This window comes from Paracoccus sp. S4493 (assembly GCF_000967735.1).
Classification (GTDB): domain Bacteria; phylum Pseudomonadota; class Alphaproteobacteria; order Rhodobacterales; family Rhodobacteraceae; genus Paracoccus; species Paracoccus marcusii.
Window position 1 is genome coordinate 1 of record NZ_JXYF01000172.1, and the last position, 20,100, is coordinate 20,100.

Here is a 20,100-nt window from a genome sequence, read left to right on the forward strand (position 1 = left end):
CAGATCGCCGGGTTCTTCAGCGTGATGGCGGTGGTGACCTTCGGCGGCGCCTATGCCGTCCTGGCCTATGTCGCCCAGCAGGCGGTCGAGACCTATGGCTGGCTGGCACCCGGAGAGATGCTGGACGGGCTGGGCATGGCGGAAACCACGCCGGGGCCGCTGATCATGGTGACCCAGTTCGTGGGCTTCATGGGCGCGCTGCGCGAGGCGGGCGGTATGCCGCCGCTGCTGGCCGGGACCCTGGGGGGGTTGCTGACCACCTGGGTCACATTCCTGCCCTGCTTCCTGTGGATCTTTCTGGGCGCGCCCTTCATCGAACGCCTGCGCGACAACCACGCGCTGACGGCGGCGCTGACCGCGGTGACCGCGGCGGTGGTGGGGGTGATCCTGAACCTGGCACTGTGGTTCGGGCTGCATGTGCTGTTCGACCGGCTGCGCCCGGTGGCCGCGATGGGGCTGGACCTGGACCTGCCGGTCTGGGGAACCTTGGATGTCGCCGCGCTGGCGCTGGTCATCGTCGCAATCCTGGCCGTGTTCCGCTTGAAGCTGGACGCCGTCACTGTGCTGGCGATCTGTGCCTTCGCGGGACTGTTCCTGAGGCTGGCTGGAGTTGTCTGATGGCGCCTAGTCTGACACCGGACATTCTGAAAAAGGACATGACCCCATGAGCAATTCGCCCATCGTTGCCGCGGCTCAACTGGCTGATCTGGGGCCTTTGCGTCTTCTTTACGTCCCCACAGCAGAGGAGCGACCCGCCGGTATGGCGGTCGTCCCGATCCACGACTGGATCGCCACCGCCAAGCAGAGTGATACGGGGTTTGATGATGTCGCATATTGGCAGGACCAGATCAGGCAACTAGGCCTGACGCAGGATGCCCTGACTGTGGTTTTAGACGACGGAGGCATGACGGAGGCGGCTCGCGTCTGGTTCATCCTTCAGTATTTTGGGCTGCCCGCTGCAGTGCTAAATGGTGGCCTTCCAGATCTGGGGAGGCTTCCCGCGCAGGCAACGCCGGGAACCTCCGCGCCCGACCTGCGCCCCGGCGCGGGGGCGGTCGGCCTCGTCGGGCGGCAGGAGCTGAAAGTTGCCTTGCCATCAGTGCAGATTTTTGATGCCAGGACGGCAGCGGAGTTTGAAGGCGAAGACCTGAAGGGAAACAAGCGCGGCGGGCATCTACCCGGCGCGGCGCATCTCGATCATCGGGATTTGCTTGACGGACGTCATCTGCGTCCGGCGTCCGAGCTTGCGCAGATGTTGGCTGACGCGGGGGTGCGCAGCGGCGCTCCTGTTGTGACCCACTGCCAGGGCGGTGGGCGTGCAGCCTTGGCAGCGTTGGCAGCAGTCGCGGCGGGGCAGGAAGATGTACGGGTCTATTACCTCAGCTTTGGGGACTGGGCCGCTGATGAGAGCTGTCCGTTGGAGTAGCCCCTCCGACGTGAATTTCATCGCATGAGGGACTGATGAAACGCGGAAACCTAGCTTCCACTAAGGTATCATAATACCCAGTAACCGCAATTATGTTACATTACACAAGACTTGGTCATCGCTATCGTTTGGCCGCAACCCCAAGTTATCCACATATTTCGGGGATATTTCCGGGGGCAGAAGAAAATATTCCAGTTTTGTAAGTCTGTTAGCTAATAATTCTATAATGTAAGATAAAATGGCATTGCAGCTTTCCTTAGCTACTTATCGCCTTAGGAGGTACCTACTCAATGGAGCAATGACCTCCCATGCCCCATGCTCAGAAACGATCGTTTTTGAACACTCTGAAAAAGGAGCAGGGGAGGCGGGCATTCTTTGATCCGCGTTGCAGCTTGGAACTGCTGCATGTCACTGCGTTTGCCTACCTAGGAAAGCAGTATGACCTTTTGGTCCGACAAAAGGTCAAAATGACATTTTTGCTTGACACTTACAGGCTGCGATCGCGATCGGCGGCTACTGTGATCACCACACCTTTTTGGAAAGCAGCATCACGACCGTAAGACAGCATCGACGCGAATGGTGGCCATCGGACGCTGAGGACTTATCCACATTTTTCGGGGGTAATATCGGGGATAAAGCAATAACGATAATTCCTACAATGCCTTCCGTCTCATTCTTGAAGCAGCATTCCACACCACTGAGCCAGACGAGGCCAAACAAGTCTTGATCCTTCTATGGCATTGTGTATCTCATATGAGATACACAGGAGGCTCGAATGCCCACCCATACCTCGATGCTGCATGTCCGTGTGGACGATCATCTCAAGGCACAAGCCAGTAGCGCACTGGCAGGTGTAGGCCTGACCCTATCAGACGCAGTCCGTATCCTGCTGACCCGTGTGGCGGCTGAAGGGGGTTTGCCGGCCGGTCTGACTGCAAATCCTCAAAGCTATGATAGCTGGTTCCGGGCGAAAGTGCAGGAAGCGCTGACAGATACCCGACCTGGCGTTCCACATGACCAGGTCATGCGTGACGCCCGGGCATTGATCGACGGCAAACGGGGTGCCTGAACTCGAATGGAATGCCTTCGCGGTCGCCGACCTCATGGCAATCGTCGACTATATCTCGGATGACAATCCTGATGCTGCTCTTGCTCTGATGGAGGAAATTCAGGGAAAGGTTGCGCAACTTCCAATGCATCCCAAGCGGTGCCGGTCAGGACGCGTTCAGGGGACACGTGAGTTGGTCGTTCGCCCGAACTACATTGTCATCTATGCTGAGACGCCGTCTGTCGTGACGATCCTTCGTGTGCTTCATGCCGCGCAGATGTGGCCCTGACAAGCGATCGGTTGAAAGACGAGGGCGGGCGCCGGCTCAGCGGCAGTGCCCCAGTCAGTTCCCTCCTGTTCCGGTCACGGCAACGCGATCATCTTGTCGTGGATTTTTCCGCAACATGCCGCTAACTCGATAGTCATGAAGACCTATCTGCGGGCCCTGTTTCTTGTCGCCTTCACCGTATTCGCGGTTGGATCGATGATGCCCGCACCGGCGACTGCCGCGTCAGTGCCCAATGACGGCATGATGGCCATGGCACATTCCGGCATGTCCGAATGCCTGGATTGCAGCGACAGGGGTGAAATTGGAACGGCGGACTGCAATCTGATCTGTTCGGCGGGGGGCTTCGTCACGATTCCTGAATTAGAGACCTCTGATCTCAGACAGGCTCGGCGCCTCTCGAAGCGGCAGGTTGCCGATGTCATGTTCAGTGATCTGCATTGGCTGCCGCTTCGGAGCCCCCCACGCCCATTCATCTGATTTGACTGCTGCTGCGGCAGGCGACGCGTGCGCACAAGGTTTTGTCCCCTTGAGCACGCTCGCCGCCAGGACTGCTGAATCCCTTTAGATCGGCAGTTCCGTTTCAAATCTAGATAGTCAGGTGTCCTATGCAGCAGAGTTTGCATGCAGCTTTACACACTCAGTTTTTCCCTGAGATTTCTGCGGTCAATGCCGCTTGCGAAGAATGGCTTGACCACCCTCTTTGGAGGAAAATGGCATGACAATGATGAATAGCCCCATGGCGGGCATGATGATGCTGGGCTGCGGACTCTTTGCGCTTCTCGTCTTGGCCCTCCTGGTCCTGGGCATAGCTGCCCTTCTCAAATACCTGCGGGGACCGACATGAGATCACGGGTCTTGATGCTCGCCGGGCTGTCATTTGCCGGTGTGGCGGCTGTGGCGGCTTTCGCACAAGTTAATCGGTCCGAAAGGGCTGAAGTTGCTTTTCTGGGCGTCTCAGTAACCGCGCAGGAAATCGCACAAGGAAAAGAACTCTACGCGCAAAATTGCGCGTCATGCCACGGACCGGATCTGGAAGGACAGCCCGACTGGAAACGTCCGCTGGAGAACGGGCGGATGCCGGCACCGCCCCATGACGAAACGGGGCATACATGGCACCACTCCGACAATCAGCTGTTCACACTGACCAAGCTGGGGATCAGTGGTGTCGTGCCTGGCTATGAGAGCGACATGCCGGCCTTCGAGGGCATTCTGACGGATGCGGAAATCCGCGCCACCCTGGCCTACATCAAAAGCACATGGCCCAAGCGCCAATACGAGTATCAGGCCGAGGTCTCCGACCGTGAGGGACCGGAAGAATGATTGCAGCAAAATCCACAAGCCTGTCGGCGGCCCCTGGCCGCCTTTTCTGGGGGGATCGCCGTTGAACTTCGTCACCCGTCGCTTCGTGTTATGTGCCGCCGCCGCCGTAACCGCACTGCCTGCATTCGGGCAGCTACCTGTTGTTTCCACCGCCATCCATGTCGTGGAGGGCAGGGGGTGCGAATGCTGTCGGCAATGGACACAGCACCTTCAGAATGCCGGCTTTCAGGTCACGAGTGAGGAGCGTTTCGGCACGCTTCTCATGCAGCACAAGATCGACCTCGGCGTTCCCATCGACCTGACGTCTTGTCACACCGGGTCGGTCGAGGGCTATTTCGTGGAAGGACATGTCCCAGCCACCGATATCCGCAAACTGCTTCAAGAGCGTCCCGACGCCCTTGGCCTGACCGTTCCGGGCATGCCCTATGGCAGCCCCGGAATGGGCCCGGAAAGCCGCCGTGAGGCTTATGATGTCCTGCTCGTGCTCAAGGATGGAAGCCACACAATCTTTAACCGATACGCCGCTGCGTCGGCCTGAAGCATGATCTCCAAGGAGCTCTCTCTATGATAACCTTTAATCGCCGACATGCGTCGCTGGCTATGCTCGCATCCCTTGCTGCATGCGGATCGTCAGGGCCCAGCTCGGCCCCTGCACCGCAATTCAAGCGATACTCCGGCCCGCCGGTAACACAGGTGGCTGTCTACAAGGGCCAACGCCGGATGCACCTGCTGAACGGCCAGACAGTCTTGCGATCCTATGATTTTGGGCTGGGCAACCAGCCGGTTGGCCCTAAGCAGTTCGAAGGCGACGGAAAGACGCCCGAGGGGCTGTATTTCATCGACCGCTTCAATCCGCGCAGCAGATATCACCTGTCTGTCGGCATTTCCTACCCCAATGATCAGGACAAGGCTTACGCCGCACAGTTCGGTCGAAGTGCGGGAAGCGACATCATGTTCCACGGGCGGGGTCCGGAAGGAAACGCACTCGCACCACGAAATCGCGATTGGACAGCCGGATGCCTCGCCCTCACCGATCAGGAAATCGAAGACGTCTACGCCATGCTGCAGCCGGGTGTACCGGTGATGCTTTATGCATAGGGCTTTGAATGATCACGTTCGAGCAACGGCAACAGATGGCCGAGGCGGTAACATTCCTGCGCAAGGCGCTGGAAATTCATTGATGTCTAACTTTCACCCTATTAGACAACACTTATGATCCACGTTCTGCGCCAGCTTGCTATGATCTTCGTCGTGACTTTGGTCTCGATGGGCGTCACTGCATCTGCAGGAAACGCGTCGATGGATCTGAAATGCGACATGATGCTGACAGCCGCCGCTGCCGATAGCTCTGATGATCATGGACAGCACTTTGCTGGTGATAGCTCGGACCAATCCCATTTGAGTGTCGTAATTGTCGAAGATCATGTCCATAATGAGGATACGTCTTCCGAAGGGCATGGATCGCACTGCAAGGCCCATGCCTGCCCGGTTACAGCACTCCTGAGTTCCAGCGATATGGCTCAGGCCTTTCTGATCAGCCAGACGATTGAAGCTGTCCGCACGGCCCCGCTGGTGGAACTGACCGTTTCCGAAGGACTGCGCCGCCCTCCGCGGGCCTGATCCGAACGTTGCAAGCCGACGCCTGAACGGGCCACGGCGACCATCCTTCTGATCTAAAAGCGGATTCATCACATGAAACTTCTGTTTGCGGCTGCAATGCCGCTTGTCGCGGTGGCTTGCGCCCCGCTGGCGCCTCTGGATACGTCATCCGGGCTTGTCACCGTTGCTGACACGACATCTCCCGTTTCAAACCTGCAGGCAGGTCCTGCCATCACCTATCGAAGCCGCAGCGTTCAGGAACCAGGTAACTGGACCGACCTGAACAATGCCCAAGCCCCGGGTGTCGAATGAAGAGGGCATTGGGACTTTCGTTGGGCGCAGTGCTGCTGCTGTCCGCCTGTGCGGATACGGTGACCATGAGCAAGGCCCGCGGCGAGCGGGCAGGGTTCGAGACTGTTGCCGGGATCTCCCGACAGGCGACAGGGGCAGAGGCAGCCTGGCTTCAGACGCCGGCTGAACGGCAGGCTCATGCGCAACGCGTGCGCGCCATTGTTCAGGGAAAGACAATCAGTGCCGAACAGGCGGTGCAGGTGGCGCTTCTGAACAACCCCGGCCTGCAGGCCAGTTATGCTGACCTGGGCATGTCTGCTGCAGATCTGTGGGAGACGGCCCTCGGACCGGTACCGAGCGTCGGCATCTCAGTGTCCGGGCTGGTCAGTGGAGATGTCACCCGGTCCGTGGAAGGTACGGTGGCGTCATCAATTCTGGACATGGTCACGAAGAGATCGCGCACGCGGGCCGCCGATCTGGAGTTTCGGCAGGCTCAGCTGGCCGCAGCGGGCGAAACCCTGGCGCTGGCCCATGAAACCCGCCGGACCTGGATCGAGGCCGTCGGTGCGTTCGAGGCAGCCGGTCTGGTCGGTCGAGCGCAAGGCGCCGCGGACGCGGCATCCGAGCTGGCCGCAGAGCTTGGCGAAACGGGTGCGCTGAGTCGCGCCGATCAGGCACGGGAACATGCGTTCAATGCAGAGCTGGCAGCCGAACGAGCCGAGGCAAGGCTGGAAGCACAAATTGCGAAAGAGAAGCTCGTTCGCCTTCTGGGCCTGTGGGGCACAGGGACAGAGTTCTATGTTCCCGACAGCCTGCCGGCGCTTCCGGGCAGCGCGCCGAACCGTTCCAATATCGAACGGCTGGCGCTGGAAAACCGCGTCGATTTGGCTGCGGGCCGGTTGGAGCTGGAGGCTGTGGCCGCGCGCTATCGACTGACTGGACAGACCCGCATGCTCTCGGATGCAGAAGTCGCCGCCGGCGTCGAAATCGAGCGTGAAGATGGAGAGAACGAACGCTCACCGGTGGTCGACGTCGCCTTCAGCATTCCGGTTTACGACACCAGCGGACTGATTTCCCGCCGCGGAAAACTCGAATATCTGCGTTCGGCCAATAACCTGGCGCAGTCGGCGATCAATGCCCGCTCGGAGGCGCGGTCTGCCTATTCGGCAGTCACGGGCAAGCATCAGATCGCCCTGCACTGGCGCGACCAGGTCCTGCCTCTACGCCGGGAAATCGATGAGCAGGCGCTACTGAGCTACAACGGCATGCTGACCTCCACTTTCGAGCTTCTGAACGATGCCCGTGAAGGGTTGGACTCCCAGCTGAGCGCTGCCGAGGCCAAGCGCGACTACTGGCTGGCCGAGGCGGATGCCACCGCCGCGATCTGGGGTGGCGCAAGTGACAATGGAGAGGACGAATGATGAATCGCAGACAACTGATGGGTGCGGGCATCGGGGCAGGGGCTGCGGCCCTGACCGTCAACATGGGTCAGGCGCAGACACGCTTTCGCGATCTGCCCGAGGCGGCCAGCACGGACAGCCCCTATACGCAGGTGCCGCCGCGCCCGACGACCGGACTTGAATACAACCCGATCGTAACTCTGAACGGCTGGTCGCTGCCCTATCGAATGAACGGCAATGTCAAGGAATTCCACCTTGTCGCCGAGCCGGTCGAGCGGATCATGGCGGACGGAATGGTCGCGCGCCTGTGGGGTTATAACGGACAGTCCACCGGCCCCACGATCGAGGCCATCGAGGGCGAGCGGGTCCGCATCTATGTGACCAACCGCCTGCCCGAACATACCTCGGTTCACTGGCACGGCATGATCCTGCCGTCCGGGATGGACGGTGTGTCGGGTCTCAGCCATCCGGGCATCCCTTCGGGCAAGACCTTCGTCTACGAGTTCGATCTCGTGAAGTCGGGGACCTTCATGTACCACCCCCATGCCGACGAGATGGTCCAGATGGCCATGGGCATGATGGGGCTGTTCATCGTGCATCCGCGCGACCCGGCCTTCATGCCGGTGGATCGTGACTTCGGTATCCTGTTGGCCGCCTATGACATCGATCCCGGCACCTATATCCCCCGCGTCGCGGAGATGACGGACTTCAACCTGTGGACCTTCAATAGCCGCATTTTCCCGGACATTGACCCGCTTGTCGCCAGCAAAGGCGACCGTGTCCGAGTGCGTGTCGGCAATCTGACAATGACCAATCACCCCATTCACATGCATGGCTATGATTTCGAGGTGACCTGCACAGATGGAGGATGGGTCCGGCCGGAAGCCCGCTGGCCTGAGGTCAGCATCGATATTCCTGTAGGTGCGATGCGTGCCTACGAATTCGATGCCGTTCATGAAGGGGACTGGGCGTTCCACTGCCACAAGTCGCACCATACCATGAACGCCATGGGGCACGAGTTGCCCACGATCATCGGCGCCAACAAGAGCCGCGTCACCGACATGGTCCGCCGTCACCAGCCCGGCTACATGCCGATGGGCACCGCCGGCATGGGTGACATGGGCGAGATGTCCATGGAGATTCCCGAAAACACCATCCCGATGATGGCAGGCTGGGGTCCGCATGGTCCGCTGGAGATGGGCGGCATGTTCTCTGTCATGAAGGTGCGCGAAGGCATCGCCCCTGACGACTATTCCGATCCGGGCTGGTTCGAGAACCCCCCCGGTACGCAGGCATGGGAATGGACAGGCGAACTGCCTGATCATGCCAGCAACTACAGCCCTGAAACGATCCTGACCCCCCGTGGCGGCAAGCGTTTGGGCTGACCTGACCCTATCGAGCAACACAAAGGAAACATGATGAAATCGTTTATGCTGGTGACTGCAATTGCCTTCTTCCCGGCCCTCGCACTTGCAGCCGGAAAACATGAAGGCGGCCATGAAAATCCGATGGGCATGCCAGCCACGGATGGAGACATGCAGACTGTGGAGGTTTCCATGCGGGAAACCGAAGAAGGGGCCATGATTTTTGAACCGGGCGAGCTGTCGTTTGCACCCGGTGAGACGGTTCGTCTTGTCATCACCAATAACGGTGAGCTGGAACATGAATTCGTCATGGACAGTGTCAAGACCAATGCCGAGCATAAGGAGGTCATGGCGAAGTTCCCGGAAATGGAACACGACGACCCGAATGCGGTCCGTCTTCAGCCCGGCGAAACCGGCGAGATCCTTTGGACATTCGGAGAATCCGGAGAGTTCGAGTTCGCCTGCCTCATACCAGGCCACTACGAGGCTGGCATGCACGGCCCCCTGAACGTCACCGAATCCTGAACCGCGAGGACCTGACCATGAAACTGATCCAACTGACTGCCGCTGCGCTGATCCTTTCTGCTGGAGGCGCCTTTGCGGACACGCACATCACCAACGGGACCGTCACCAAGGTCGACACCCAATGGAGCAAGGTGACCGTCGATCATGAGGAGCTGAAGAACCTGGATATGCCGGCCATGAAGATGGTCTTCCAGGTCGCAGAGCCGGAAATGCTCGAGGGCCTGAGCGAGGGGCAGAGCATCCGCTTTGCGGCCGACCGGGTCAAAGGCAAGCTGACCATCACTGAAATTCTGGAATAATCGAACCGTCGCCGTTCGGAGGATAAAATGAACAAGAAATTTGTGGCCATTCTTACTGCGGTCAGCCTGATGGCTGGTGCCGGATATGCTGAAGAGGCAAGTCACGGAACAAGAGGATCGAATGCAGGCTCAGGGGGCGGAGCATCAGCTTCCGTGGACAATACGCCGGAAAGGCCTGACCGGTCGGATTCTGTTGCGCCGGCTACGAATACGATTCCTGTTCCGGCAGGACGTATCATGTCCTCAAGGGAACTGGGTAGGGCAGGGTTGAGCCCTGACGATGTCGTCATGCATGTTTCAGTTTTCTGAGCAACAGGCTTAGCATCGTCATATGTCTCAAATTTACGGAGGACTGAGATGAGTTCTGTTAAGATCCTTATTGCCGCAGCGATTGCTGCGACCAGCCTTACTGCGCCCGTCTTTGCTCAGGACGCTGAATTCCAGATGCCTGAGCAGTGCGCCATGGCTGCACCCGCCAGTGATATGCCTGCTGAAAGCATGGACGGGTCACAGATGGGCGGCGATGCGCAGTCTGACGGCATGGGCGCCATGATGGGGATGGGTGGCGTGGACTTGGCAACCATGCCGGAACATGTTCAGGAGAACATGCGTCGCATGATGGTCACGATGCCTGCCATGCATGACGGCATGATGAACGAAGATGCCGACGTGGCCTTTGCTTGCGGGATGATTGCCCACCATCAGGGTGCCATCGACATGGCCCAGGTTCTTCTTGAGCATGGCGAAGACGCTGAGATGATCGAACTTGCGGGTGAGATCATCGCCGCCCAAGTCGGTGAGATCGAGGAAATGACCACCTGGCTGGCTGAGAACGCCAACTGAGCCTGCCTTGAACCGCGCGGCATGATGCCGCGCGGTTCTCTGCTAAAGACCATCAAAAAAGACCCGCGGCCGCTCTTGACCTTCCCATCATGGGAAGCCGCATATCTGTTCCCTAAAACGAACGGAGCCCAGCCCATGAACATCGGAGATGCCTCTGCCCTCTCGGGTGTGTCGGCCAAGATGATCCGTTACTACGAGCAGATCGGCTTGATCCCCCAAGCTGCGCGCACAGCCTCGGGGTATCGCAACTACGCCGATGCAGACATTCACATGCTTCGGTTCATTGCACGGTCGCGGGATCTGGGCTTTCCGATCAGCGAAATCACCGGCCTGTTGGATCTGTGGCGCAACACCGACCGGCGCAGCGCCGATGTGAAAGCGCTGGCACAAGCCCGGGTCCAGGATCTCCGCCACAAGATTACCCACCTGGCGGACATGGCCGACACGTTGGAGACGCTGGTGCGATCCTGTGCCGGAAACGAGCGCCCGGACTGCCCGATCCTGCATAATCTGGAAACGGAAGCATACCCTGCCTCGGGCAGATGCTCACATCATGCCGGTCCCCACGCTAACCTCAACGAAAGGATCACATCGTGATCGACAGACGTCTGTTCATCGGAACGCTCGCCGCGGTCCTCATTCCCGCAACATCGGTGCTGGGGGCGGTGTCCACACCCCAAGACACCCTGATCGCGGTGGTTCGATCACCCGATTGCGGCTGTTGCGGAGCCTGGATCGATCATCTCCGGCAAAGCGGTTTCATAGTAGAAGAAACCCTGACCGATGACGTCGAGGCCTTCAAGGATGAGCAGGCCGTTCCTCAATCTCTTCGGTCCTGCCACACGGCCCTCGTCGAAGGCTATGTAATCGAAGGCCATGTTCCGGCTGATGCCGTCCGCAATTTGCTGGATCAGCGCCCAGATGCGGGTGGTCTGGCCGTTCCTGGCATGCCGATCGGTTCGCCCGGCATGGAAATGGGCGGCCAGTCCGATCCTTTCGAGGTCATTCTCTGGGGCGATTCCGGCAACAGCGTCTTCGCAAGGTATTGAGGTTTCCCCATGACACCTGCAGCGCCCAGGACGGCCACCCTCCACCGCATGGTGATGACCAAGCACATGTGCCCCTACGGGCTCAAGTCGCTCGACCTGCTCAAACGGCAGGGCTATCGCGTCGAGGACCATCATCTGACGACCCGTGCCGAGGTCGATGCCTTCAAGGAGCAGCATGACGTCCAGACCACGCCGCAGACCTTCATCGGCGACCAGCGGATCGGTGGCTATGACGATCTGCGGCGTCACTTCGGCAAGACCGTGCGCGACAAGAGCGCGACGACCTACCGACCGGTGATCGCGCTGTTTGCCATGGCTGCCGCCATGGCCTTGGCGACCAGCTGGGCGGCGTTCGGTCAGCTGACCACTGTGGCTGCGGCGGAATGGTTTGTGGCCTTCGCCATGTGTCTGCTGGCCCTGCAGAAGCTGAAGGACGTGGAAAGTTTCGCCACGATGTTCCTCAACTATGACCTGCTGGCCCAGAGGTGGGTTCGTTACGGCTACGTCTATCCCTTCGCCGAAGGGCTGGCGGGCGTCCTGATGGTCGCGGGCGCGCTGATGTGGTTGTCGATCCCGGTGGCCCTCTTCATCGGCACCATTGGCGCTGTGTCGGTTTACAAGGCGGTCTACATCGACAAGCGAGAGATCAAATGCGCCTGCGTCGGTGGTGACAGCAACGTGCCCCTGGGCTTCGTCTCGCTGACCGAGAACCTAATGATGATCGCCATGGCCATCTGGATGCTGATCAAGGTTACGATGCTCGGGCATTGAGCACGCTATTCGATAGAGAGCCGCGCTTTGCAGCGCAAACGGCTGCAGGCAAAAAGTTCTACTGTGCCTGTAGCCGAAGATGAAAATGGATCATTCCGACCATGAGGCACAGCCTCAATGTTCCGGCTTCAAGAGAAACCTAAAATAGAAACGGAGACATATCATGGGATATGGCCGCTTTTTCGCGATGATCGCGACCTCGACCATCGTCATGTATGGGCTGATGTACCTCAATACCTATTCGATTGATCACATCGAGTTTTCGCAGACCCGCATGTGGATGGCGATTTACATGGGATCGGTCATGGCGGTCATCATGCTCGCCTTCATGTTGGGCATGTATTCCGATCGGAAGAAAAACATTGCGATCTTCGTGGGCGCCGGTTTGGCATTCGTTCTGTCCCTTTGGCTGGTGCGAAGCCAGGAGACGGTTGAGGATCTTGCCTGGATGAAGGCAATGATCCCTCACCATTCCATCGCCATCCTGACCAGTGAACGCGCGGATATTTCCGATCCAAGGGTCCGGGACCTTGCTGACGCGATCATCGAGGCGCAGCGCAACGAGATCGCAGAAATGAAACGGTACATCGCCGATATCGAGGCAAATGGCGACGCACCTGCGGGCACTCCCCGCATCGAAGCTAACTAAATCATGTCAAATCAGGGTGTCACTCGCCGGGCATCTTAGATGGACGAACATCAGTAGAAAGTTGGCAAGACATGGATCACGATCATCATCACGCGTCGCCAGACATCCCTGCGGGGACCGAGACGGCAAAGGACCCGGTCTGCGGGATGACGGTTGCGGTCAAGCCTGACGGACATCGAGCAGTGTTTGGAGACAAGACGTTTCATTTCTGCTCAGAGAAATGCAAGACCAGGTTCAAGGTAGATCCTTGGTTCTACGCTTCAGGCAGAGCCGCAGGACAAAAGAAGGCGGCTCCGGCCAACGCTCAGTATACCTGTCCGATGCACCCGGAGATTGTCCGTGATGTGCCAGGCGACTGCCCGATCTGCGGGATGGCGCTTGAACCCATGCTGCCCTCGGATGAACCGAGCGAGGAACTGACCGACTTCACACGGCGCATGTGGATTTCAGCAGCCGCCGCAGTGCCGCTGATCATCCTGACGATGGGAGAATTGGTCGCTCTGCCGGTGCGGGATTGGATTGGCCACGAAACCGCAAGCTATCTCGAATTCATCCTGGCGACACCGATCATCCTCTGGGCCGCCTTGCCATTCTTCAGGCGAGGCTGGGATTCACTTGTGAACCGATCACCGAACATGTGGACGTTGATCAGCCTGGGTGTGGGGGCAGCCTACCTCTATTCGCTCGTCGCGACCTTCCTGCCCGGCGTATTTCCCGATGCCTATCGAATGGGTCATGGCGTCGGCACCTACTACGAGGCGGCGGTGGTGATTATTGCACTGGTCTTCGTGGGCCAGGTTCTGGAACTTCGCGCACGTGAACGTACCGGGGATGCCATTCGCGCGCTGCTCGACCTTGCACCCAAGACCGCGCGGCGTATCCTGCCGGATGGGTCGGAATATGACGCCCCCTTGGAAAACATCATGGAAGGTGACCGGCTTCGCGTGCGCCCGGGCGATGCAGTGCCGGTGGACGGCAAAGTGATCGAGGGCCGCTCATCCCTGGATGAGAGCATGCTGACCGGCGAGTCGATGCCGGTGGAAAAAAGTCCCGGCGATGCGGTGACCGGGGCCACGATCAACAAGAACGGCAGCCTTGTGATCGAGGCGGGCAAAGTCGGCGCCGATACCGTTCTTGCGCAGATCGTAACGATGGTCTCGAACGCGCGGCGGTCCCGGGCCCCGATCCAGGGGATGGCCGATCGGGTCTCGGCGGTGTTCGTGCCGACGGTGGTCGGTATCGCAATTTTCGCCTTCGTTGTCTGGCTGATTTTCGGCCCCGAGCCTTCGCTGGTCTTTGCCATCGCCTCGGCCGTGTCAGTGCTGATCATCGCCTGCCCCTGCGCCCTTGGGTTGGCCACGCCGATTTCGATCACCACCGCGGCAGGGCGCGGCGCACAGGCAGGTGTACTGATCAAGGATGCCGAGGCGCTGGAGCGGATGGCGGGGGTTGATACCCTGATTGTCGACAAGACTGGTACGCTAACCATGGGCAAGCCGAAGCTGACGGATACCGTGGCACTCGGGGACGTGGCCGAAGCGGACTTGCTGTCACTGGCGGCAGCGCTTGAGCGCGGCTCGGAACACCCGCTGGCCGAGGCAATCGTGGAGGGCGCAGAGGCGCAGGGTGCCGTGCGGCAAGAAGCGTTGGATTTTGAGGCTGTCACCGGCAAAGGCGTGCGCGGCACGGTTGGCGGACGGGCAGTGGCGCTTGGCAACGCGGCCATGATGCAGGAGATGGATCTGGACACGAGCGCGGCCGAAGGGAAGGCTGACACTCTGCGCGCCGAGGGCAAGACGGCGATGTTCATTGCGGTCGATGGCGCGCTTGCCGGTATCGTGGCGGTCGCCGACCCAATCAAGGAAAGTACCGCGCAAGCGATCCGCGAACTCCACGCTCAGGGGCTACGTGTCATCATGGCGACGGGCGACAACGAACGAACAGCACAGGCGGTGGCGAGAAAGCTCGGCATCGACGAGGTGCGGGCGGGTGTCCTCCCAGAAGCCAAGAAAGACCTGATCGATCAGTTGCGCCGCGAGGGTCACAAGATCGCCATGGCAGGTGACGGGGTGAACGACGCGCCTGCGCTGGCCGCTGCCGATGTCGGCATCGCCATGGGCACGGGCGCTGACGTGGCCATGGAGAGTGCCGGGATAACCCTTCTTGGCGGCGACCTGACGGGCATCGTCCGGGCACGCAAGCTGGCTCGGGCAACGTTGCGCAACATCAAGCAGAACCTGTTCTTCGCCTTCGCCTACAATGCACTTGGCGTGCCGATCGCGGCGGGCCTGCTTTACCCCGTCACCGGCCTTCTGCTCTCGCCAATGATTGCAGCGGCGGCGATGAGCCTGTCCTCCGTCTCGGTTATCACCAACGCCCTCCGCCTGCGGCGGGTTGATCTCTAGAAAAACAAAAAGGAAAAGCTAATGACGACGTTCAATATCCCCAACATGAGCTGTGGCCACTGCAAGGCAACGGTGCAAAAGACCGTCCATGCAATCGACCCCGAGGCACAGATCGAGTTCGACATGGCGTTACGAACGATCGCTTTGGAAAGCCGGGCTAAGCCGGACAACGTTCAAGTGGCACTGGCCGCAGCAGGATACCCCGCCACTCTGGCCTAATTTAAAGTTGGGCCGGATGTTCAGTCGCCGCAATGGGCGTATCAGGCGTCTGGCCCATCTGCCTTATCAAAATGTATCATGCTCATACCTCATTCGTGCTTATCCAGACCCGAGGCGGTAGGTTTATCAAGCATACCCCGCGCCAGCATGACCAAGTTGACCAGGACCATCGCCGCCCCCGCGGCGGCCATGGTCAGCGCCAGCAATCCGCGCAGACGGGGCGTGGCCAGATAGATGCAGATGCCCCGGGTCGGGCGATCATAGATGCCGCGCGGCTCGGAGGGCTTCGGACTGGAAAGCACAATAGAAAGGACCAGTGCCGCAGACGCCGCGAACCCGACCATCGTTCCGAAGAAGAGCGCGTTGTAACTGATCACCGCCAACAGCAGGCTGGCCAGCATCGGGCTGACGATGTTCTCAAGATCATAGGCCAGTCGTGATAGAGACAGCGCGCGAGTAGGGCGCCCGGCCGACAAGATGGCCCCGGAGTTTCGGGAATGGTTGATCGCGTTCGGGGACAGCGGCTATGCGGTCCTCTATCAGGTGGACGGCGAACAGGCCGTCCGGCGGTCAGGGATCAACGTGAGGCAGGGTATTCATGATCAGGGAGGCAGCTGTGCGTTCCGGCCGAGCTAGGCGACGATCTGCGCCACACTGATCTGCGCTGCAGCATGCCCGCAATGATGCGGCGCTCGGAGAGGGTGAGATGCGATGCCAAGTTGAACTCCTCGATCCGCGAAAGCCCAGCAAATCATGGCTTGTCGCGTTTCAGAATAGCGCATCCCACTGGAAGCGCTAGCCCAAATGCGACAATGGTTGCCGGGATAGTTTCTCCCGTCTGTAGCCGCGTCCGAGTATGTTAGCCTTGAACACCTCGGCAGGCGTTCGGAAGCCGAGGCACTTGCGCGGCGTGGCATTGATGCCTGCGCAGAGCTGACGGAGCTCCTCCTGGGAAAGGGTGTTCGGATCGGTGTCGCGGCAAAGCCATCGTCTGAGACGCTTGTTGGCGTTCTCGACGGCGCCTTTCTGCCACGGTGACTGCGCCTCGCAGAACCAGGTTTGGGCGCCCACCTCCGCCTGCAGATGCGGCCAATCGATGAACTCGGAACCACGGTCAAAGGTGATCGATCGGCAGGACCGTATCCACCAATGACCGCAGGGTCGGCTAAGATGACACTGCAAGACTGATAGTCCGCCAGAACGCAGATTGAGGGAGTGATCATGATAGAACTGACACGGCGCATGGTGCTTCTGGCTGTTGCAGCCAGCACGTCTCCGACATTCTCCTTGGCGAACAGCCCGACCGCCATCCATGTCGTGGAGGGGACCGGGTGTGAATGCTGCAAGCAATGGACCAGCTACCTAAGCGAAAACGGCTTTCAGGTGACCAGCGAAGAGCGGTTCGGCACTTTGCTGATGCAGCACAAGATCGATCTCGGCGTACCCATCGCGCTGACCTCCTGTCATACCGGAAGCGTGGAGGGTTATTTCCTCGAAGGGCATGTGCCTGCCGCCGACATCCGGCGACTGCTGGCCGAGCGTCCCGATGCCCTTGGACTGACGGTTCCCGGCATGCCATTCGGTAGTCCGGGCATGGGACCCGATAGCCGGCGTCAGGCCTACGACGTGCTTCTCGTCCGGCAAGACGGCAGCAGCGAAGTCTTTACCCGCTATCCCGAAGCACAATAAAAAATCGAGCCCCTCCGAGCAGGAAACAGACCGATGCCAAACTTCTCCCGGCGCCACGCCTCTCTCGCTTTGCTTGCCGTCCTGGCCGCGTGCGGGAAATCCGGACCCACGGCTCCAGCTCGCGGCGCTACGCCTCAGTTCAAGCGCTATTCCGGTCCTCCGGTCACTCAGGTGGTGGTGCAAAAAGCCGAACGGCGGATGTTTCTGCTGAACGGACAGACCGTGCTGCGATCCTATAATTTCGGTCTCGGCAACCAGCCGCTCGGCCCCAAGCAGTTCGAGGGCGACGGGAAAACACCGGAAGGCCTCTACTACATCGACCGCTTCAATCCGCGGAGCCGATATCACCTGTCGGTGGGCATCTCCTACCCGAACGAACGGGATGTAGCCTATGCCGCGCAGTTCGGACGCAGTGCAGGCAGCGACATCATGTTCCATGGCCGCGGTCCGGAGGGCAACAGGTTTGCGCCGAACAACCGGGACTGGACCGCGGGTTGTCTGGCATTGACCGATCAGGAAATCGAGGATGTCTACGCGATGCTTCAGCCTGGCGTCCCGGTGATGCTCTACCCATAGCGGGAGACGAACCAAGTCACAGCTGAAATTTGCAGCAGCAACGCGGCCTCCTCCAAAATCGTCGGGCAGCGCCGAGGACTAAAAAGCCGCTGACAATACCCGGTCCTTCGTTATCAGAACACCGTGACTTGGGTTCCGATTTCGGCGACCTCAAAGAGCTGGGCGACATGTTCGTTATAGAGCCCATAGCACCCGGACGAGGATTTCCGCCCGATCTTGCGCGTATCTGCGGTGCCGTGCACGAGATAGGCCGGCCAAGACAGGTAAAGCCCATAGGCCCCAAGGGGATTTAAAGGATCGCCGCCCGCCACCTGCTGCGGAAGATTGGGGTCTCTCTCGCGCATGCTGGCCGTCGGAGTCCAAGGCGGGTTCTTCACCTTCCGGACAATTTCTGCCTGGCCCCGTCGCGTCAGGTCTTCAGTCATCGGGATCGAGCAGGGAAAGATAAACTGGACGCTTTCGTCAGTCGACCAGTAATGCACCGCTCGTGATGTGACGTCCGCCAGAATGACACCTTTCCCGATCGTGGGATAGAATTCGCTCCAGTGCCGTGCCCGGAATGAAGAGAGATTGCGCTCAGGCGCGCTGGTGCCCAGTCCTTGACCTGCGGGGGGCGGAGCGGGAGCAGGCGTATTTTCATAGATAGGCTGCCCGGTATAGGGGTCGAGACCCTGACCAAACGCCGATGTTGCCGGGAAAATGACTCCGGCCGCCGCCAGTCCACGAAGAAAGGTTCTCCGATTACTGGACGTAGGATGATTGACCATTTCCGCCTCTCGTGTTCGACCTTGGCATGTCAGATCAGACAATAGCCAACGACCGGCCATCAACCTAACCCAAGGGGGCGATAATTTGCACCGACGTGAGATGTTCGCAACACGCACGACAATATGATCGCCTGGCCTGACTGATAATCTAAATTCATCAGACTTTCGTTAAGATCGAGACCCACCGGGTGAGGCAAATCGGGGACAATTACATCACCAGAACCTTCCGACGCCAAAAATCAGCCGGTGGCACAAGCGAACTTGATCTGGGGGCCTTATTATTTGTGTTGGACCGGTTGCATCAAAGCACATGCTGTGACGATGTCGAATGCAGTACAGGAGCACACAACATGTTGACACGGCGACACTTTATTCAGACCACCACTGCGTTGTTTTCAGCTTCCGTTTCCAGTCCACTGTTTGCGGAATCATGGCCGACCGTTAGTCAGAAGGCAGCATGGGACGCACAGGTTACCCCTCCCGGCTATAATGCAGCAACATCCAACCCGTGGGGCTTGCACCCGCGTTTCTTACCGCAAAGAGTGCAGGCCAACGAGGGCCTGGTGCCGGGTGATATCCATGTGGATGCTGTGGCAAAGTATCTTTACCACATCGAAGCAGGGGGAACCGCGATGCGGTACGGCGTGGCCATCGGGAGGGGCGATTTGTATGAGCCTGGGGTTTATACCATTAAGCGAAAGGTCGAATGGCCACATTGGACACCTACGCAAAGCATGATTGCCCGAGAGCCAGAGATTTACGCTCAATTTGAAGGTGGGGTGGAACCCGGCCCTGAAAATGCACTCGGCTCACGAGCTCTTTACCTCTATGTCGGCGAAAGAGATACCTACTTGCGCATCCATGGAACCCCGTTTCCCAGAAGCATTGGCACGAGTGCCAGTTCTGGCTGCGTCCGGATGGTCATGGCGCATATAAACGATCTTTATTCAAATGTCGAAATCAGCTCCACCGCATTTCTTTATTCGGCTGCGGAGAGCATAGCGACAGGGAGCTAGAGCAGCCTCGGTCGTGAAATCCGACCCCAGCACAACCCGATCAGGTTGAAGGCTGCGATTGCATGCAAATCGGACGACCCTCAACTGTGGTCAGCGGAAGCAGGGTAGTTTCGACTTGTCCGCGATGTTCGTACCAATAGCAGTTATCATCCGGGAGAAGCCGCGCCGTGGCAACGTCCTGCCCCGGCGCGACGAGAGCTATGAGGGTTGGCGGAAGACTTTGGAAATTGGTTTCCGGCGCTGCTGTCCGAGCTGTCATGTTTCCACAACCGGCGGTGATCAAGACAGCTGCCAAGACCATGAAGGATCTATTGTTCATTTCTGCGTCCTCGTGCGCGTTCGCCTTGTCAGCATATCTTTCGCATTCAACATCGCGGCGCACAAGCTTGCCGGGCAGGCTCCTGCAACCCATCGTCTTGATCACGCGACGCGGACTGCGCACCAATAGGACGGGGAAGATCTCATGGGCACACTGCACGACGCGCGCAGCCTTTGCGGCTCCCGACACAGGGGATGAGAATGTTCGGGTCTGCTAGGCGATGTTGCGCAAATCAG

Annotated in this window: 27 protein-coding genes and 1 pseudogene; 25 read left to right on the forward strand and 3 right to left on the reverse strand. The window is 59.3% G+C overall.

All coding sequences use genetic code 11. The features are described 5' to 3' along the window. The 22 genes from TW83_RS15835 to TW83_RS15925 form a co-directional block, all read left to right on the forward strand. Window positions 1-618, forward strand: a 618-nt coding sequence (locus tag TW83_RS15835) for a chromate transporter (protein ID WP_045983748.1), incomplete at its 5' end; no start/stop codon positions are given. 46 nt (window positions 619-664) lie between these two features. Further along, window positions 665-1,426: a rhodanese-like domain-containing protein gene (locus TW83_RS15840; RefSeq protein ID WP_045983749.1), complete on the forward strand. Its 762-nt coding sequence runs from the start codon at window positions 665-667 to the stop codon at window positions 1,424-1,426. Between the two features lie 775 nt (window positions 1,427-2,201). Beyond that, window positions 2,202-2,495: a type II toxin-antitoxin system RelB/DinJ family antitoxin gene (locus TW83_RS20030; RefSeq protein WP_084697598.1), complete on the forward strand. Its 294-nt coding sequence runs from the start codon at window positions 2,202-2,204 to the stop codon at window positions 2,493-2,495. Continuing rightward, window positions 2,488-2,763 carry a type II toxin-antitoxin system mRNA interferase toxin, RelE/StbE family gene (locus TW83_RS15845; RefSeq protein WP_084697600.1) on the forward strand — a complete coding sequence of 92 codons (276 nt, stop codon included), beginning with the start codon at window positions 2,488-2,490 and terminating at the stop codon, window positions 2,761-2,763. Before TW83_RS20030 ends, TW83_RS15845 begins: the two co-directional genes overlap by 8 nt. 135 nt (window positions 2,764-2,898) lie before the next feature. Continuing rightward, window positions 2,899-3,240, forward strand: coding sequence for a hypothetical protein (locus TW83_RS15850; RefSeq protein ID WP_045983750.1), 342 nt, complete (start codon window positions 2,899-2,901; stop codon window positions 3,238-3,240). Window positions 3,241-3,621: 381 nt separating this feature from the next. After that, window positions 3,622-4,083 (forward strand): cytochrome c, encoded by a 462-nt coding sequence (locus TW83_RS15855; RefSeq protein ID WP_239441399.1) that lies wholly within the window; start codon window positions 3,622-3,624, stop codon window positions 4,081-4,083. Window positions 4,084-4,144: 61 nt separating this feature from the next. Next, window positions 4,145-4,621: a DUF411 domain-containing protein gene (locus TW83_RS20035; protein WP_072298565.1), complete on the forward strand. Its 477-nt coding sequence runs from the start codon at window positions 4,145-4,147 to the stop codon at window positions 4,619-4,621. A 62-nt stretch (window positions 4,622-4,683) separates the two neighbouring features. Further along, window positions 4,684-5,181: a L,D-transpeptidase family protein gene (locus tag TW83_RS15865; RefSeq protein WP_045983767.1), complete on the forward strand. Its 498-nt coding sequence runs from the start codon at window positions 4,684-4,686 to the stop codon at window positions 5,179-5,181. 114 nt (window positions 5,182-5,295) lie between these two features. Further along, on the forward strand, window positions 5,296-5,703 hold the full coding sequence (locus tag TW83_RS20765; RefSeq protein WP_157001670.1) for a hypothetical protein: 408 nt from the start codon (window positions 5,296-5,298) through the stop codon (window positions 5,701-5,703). Window positions 5,704-5,775: 72 nt separating this feature from the next. After that, window positions 5,776-5,994 (forward strand): hypothetical protein, encoded by a 219-nt coding sequence (locus TW83_RS20770; RefSeq protein ID WP_139085877.1) that lies wholly within the window; start codon window positions 5,776-5,778, stop codon window positions 5,992-5,994. 29 nt (window positions 5,995-6,023) lie between these two features. Further along, the gene (locus TW83_RS15875; protein WP_045983754.1) at window positions 6,024-7,394 is read left to right on the forward strand and encodes a TolC family protein; all 1,371 of its coding nucleotides are present in this window, start codon (window positions 6,024-6,026) and stop codon (window positions 7,392-7,394) included. Next, window positions 7,391-8,758, forward strand: a complete 1,368-nt coding sequence (locus TW83_RS15880) for a copper oxidase (RefSeq protein WP_045983755.1) — start codon at window positions 7,391-7,393, stop codon at window positions 8,756-8,758. The genes TW83_RS15875 and TW83_RS15880 overlap by 4 nt, the downstream gene beginning before the upstream one ends. 33 nt (window positions 8,759-8,791) lie before the next feature. After that, complete coding sequence (locus TW83_RS15885; RefSeq protein WP_045983756.1) at window positions 8,792-9,262, forward strand: cupredoxin family protein; 471 nt, start codon at window positions 8,792-8,794, stop codon at window positions 9,260-9,262. A gap of 17 nt (window positions 9,263-9,279) precedes the next feature. Beyond that, window positions 9,280-9,561, forward strand: a complete 282-nt coding sequence (locus tag TW83_RS15890) for a copper-binding protein (RefSeq protein WP_045983757.1) — start codon at window positions 9,280-9,282, stop codon at window positions 9,559-9,561. A 27-nt stretch (window positions 9,562-9,588) separates the two neighbouring features. Next, window positions 9,589-9,870, forward strand: coding sequence for a hypothetical protein (locus TW83_RS20775; RefSeq protein ID WP_157001672.1), 282 nt, complete (start codon window positions 9,589-9,591; stop codon window positions 9,868-9,870). Between the two features lie 48 nt (window positions 9,871-9,918). Next, window positions 9,919-10,404, forward strand: coding sequence for a DUF305 domain-containing protein (locus tag TW83_RS22300; protein WP_045983758.1), 486 nt, complete (start codon window positions 9,919-9,921; stop codon window positions 10,402-10,404). Window positions 10,405-10,539: 135 nt separating this feature from the next. Beyond that, complete coding sequence (gene cueR / locus TW83_RS15900) at window positions 10,540-11,001, forward strand: Cu(I)-responsive transcriptional regulator (RefSeq protein WP_045983759.1); 462 nt, start codon at window positions 10,540-10,542, stop codon at window positions 10,999-11,001. Further along, entirely contained in the window at window positions 10,998-11,453 is a 456-nt protein-coding gene (locus TW83_RS15905; protein WP_239441400.1) for a DUF411 domain-containing protein, read from the forward strand. The genes cueR and TW83_RS15905 overlap by 4 nt, the downstream gene beginning before the upstream one ends. 48 nt (window positions 11,454-11,501) lie before the next feature. Then, window positions 11,502-12,224, forward strand: a complete 723-nt coding sequence (locus TW83_RS15910) for a glutaredoxin family protein (RefSeq protein WP_170864207.1) — start codon at window positions 11,502-11,504, stop codon at window positions 12,222-12,224. Between the two features lie 163 nt (window positions 12,225-12,387). Further along, on the forward strand, window positions 12,388-12,873 hold the full coding sequence (locus tag TW83_RS15915; protein ID WP_045983761.1) for a DUF305 domain-containing protein: 486 nt from the start codon (window positions 12,388-12,390) through the stop codon (window positions 12,871-12,873). 71 nt (window positions 12,874-12,944) lie between these two features. Beyond that, window positions 12,945-15,278: a heavy metal translocating P-type ATPase gene (locus TW83_RS15920; RefSeq protein ID WP_045983762.1), complete on the forward strand. Its 2,334-nt coding sequence runs from the start codon at window positions 12,945-12,947 to the stop codon at window positions 15,276-15,278. A gap of 21 nt (window positions 15,279-15,299) precedes the next feature. Continuing rightward, the gene (locus TW83_RS15925; RefSeq protein ID WP_045983763.1) at window positions 15,300-15,497 is read left to right on the forward strand and encodes a heavy-metal-associated domain-containing protein; all 198 of its coding nucleotides are present in this window, start codon (window positions 15,300-15,302) and stop codon (window positions 15,495-15,497) included. 128 nt (window positions 15,498-15,625) lie between these two features. Here the strand turns inward: TW83_RS15925 and TW83_RS15930 are convergent. Together TW83_RS15930 and TW83_RS20780 are read right to left on the reverse strand one after the other, a co-directional pair. Next, window positions 15,626-15,955 (reverse strand): annotated as a pseudogene (locus tag TW83_RS15930) (MFS transporter); the annotation flags it as partial. A 337-nt stretch (window positions 15,956-16,292) separates the two neighbouring features. Then, window positions 16,293-16,811: an IS30 family transposase gene (locus tag TW83_RS20780; protein ID WP_157001675.1), complete on the reverse strand. Its 519-nt coding sequence runs from the start codon at window positions 16,809-16,811 to the stop codon at window positions 16,293-16,295. Here TW83_RS20780 and TW83_RS15940 point away from each other — a divergent pair. Then, window positions 16,719-17,186, forward strand: coding sequence for a DUF411 domain-containing protein (locus TW83_RS15940; RefSeq protein WP_052714943.1), 468 nt, complete (start codon window positions 16,719-16,721; stop codon window positions 17,184-17,186). The genes TW83_RS20780 and TW83_RS15940 overlap by 93 nt on opposite strands. A gap of 33 nt (window positions 17,187-17,219) precedes the next feature. Continuing rightward, window positions 17,220-17,762 carry a L,D-transpeptidase family protein gene (locus TW83_RS15945; RefSeq protein ID WP_045983766.1) on the forward strand — a complete coding sequence of 181 codons (543 nt, stop codon included), beginning with the start codon at window positions 17,220-17,222 and terminating at the stop codon, window positions 17,760-17,762. A 113-nt stretch (window positions 17,763-17,875) separates the two neighbouring features. Here TW83_RS15945 and TW83_RS15950 read toward each other — a convergent pair whose 3' ends face one another. Continuing rightward, window positions 17,876-18,529: a L,D-transpeptidase gene (locus TW83_RS15950; RefSeq protein ID WP_084697604.1), complete on the reverse strand. Its 654-nt coding sequence runs from the start codon at window positions 18,527-18,529 to the stop codon at window positions 17,876-17,878. Between the two features lie 350 nt (window positions 18,530-18,879). Here TW83_RS15950 and TW83_RS20045 point away from each other — a divergent pair, with 350 nt between their 5' ends. Next, on the forward strand, window positions 18,880-19,545 hold the full coding sequence (locus tag TW83_RS20045; RefSeq protein ID WP_084697606.1) for a L,D-transpeptidase: 666 nt from the start codon (window positions 18,880-18,882) through the stop codon (window positions 19,543-19,545). Window positions 19,546-20,100: the final 555 nt, after the last annotated feature.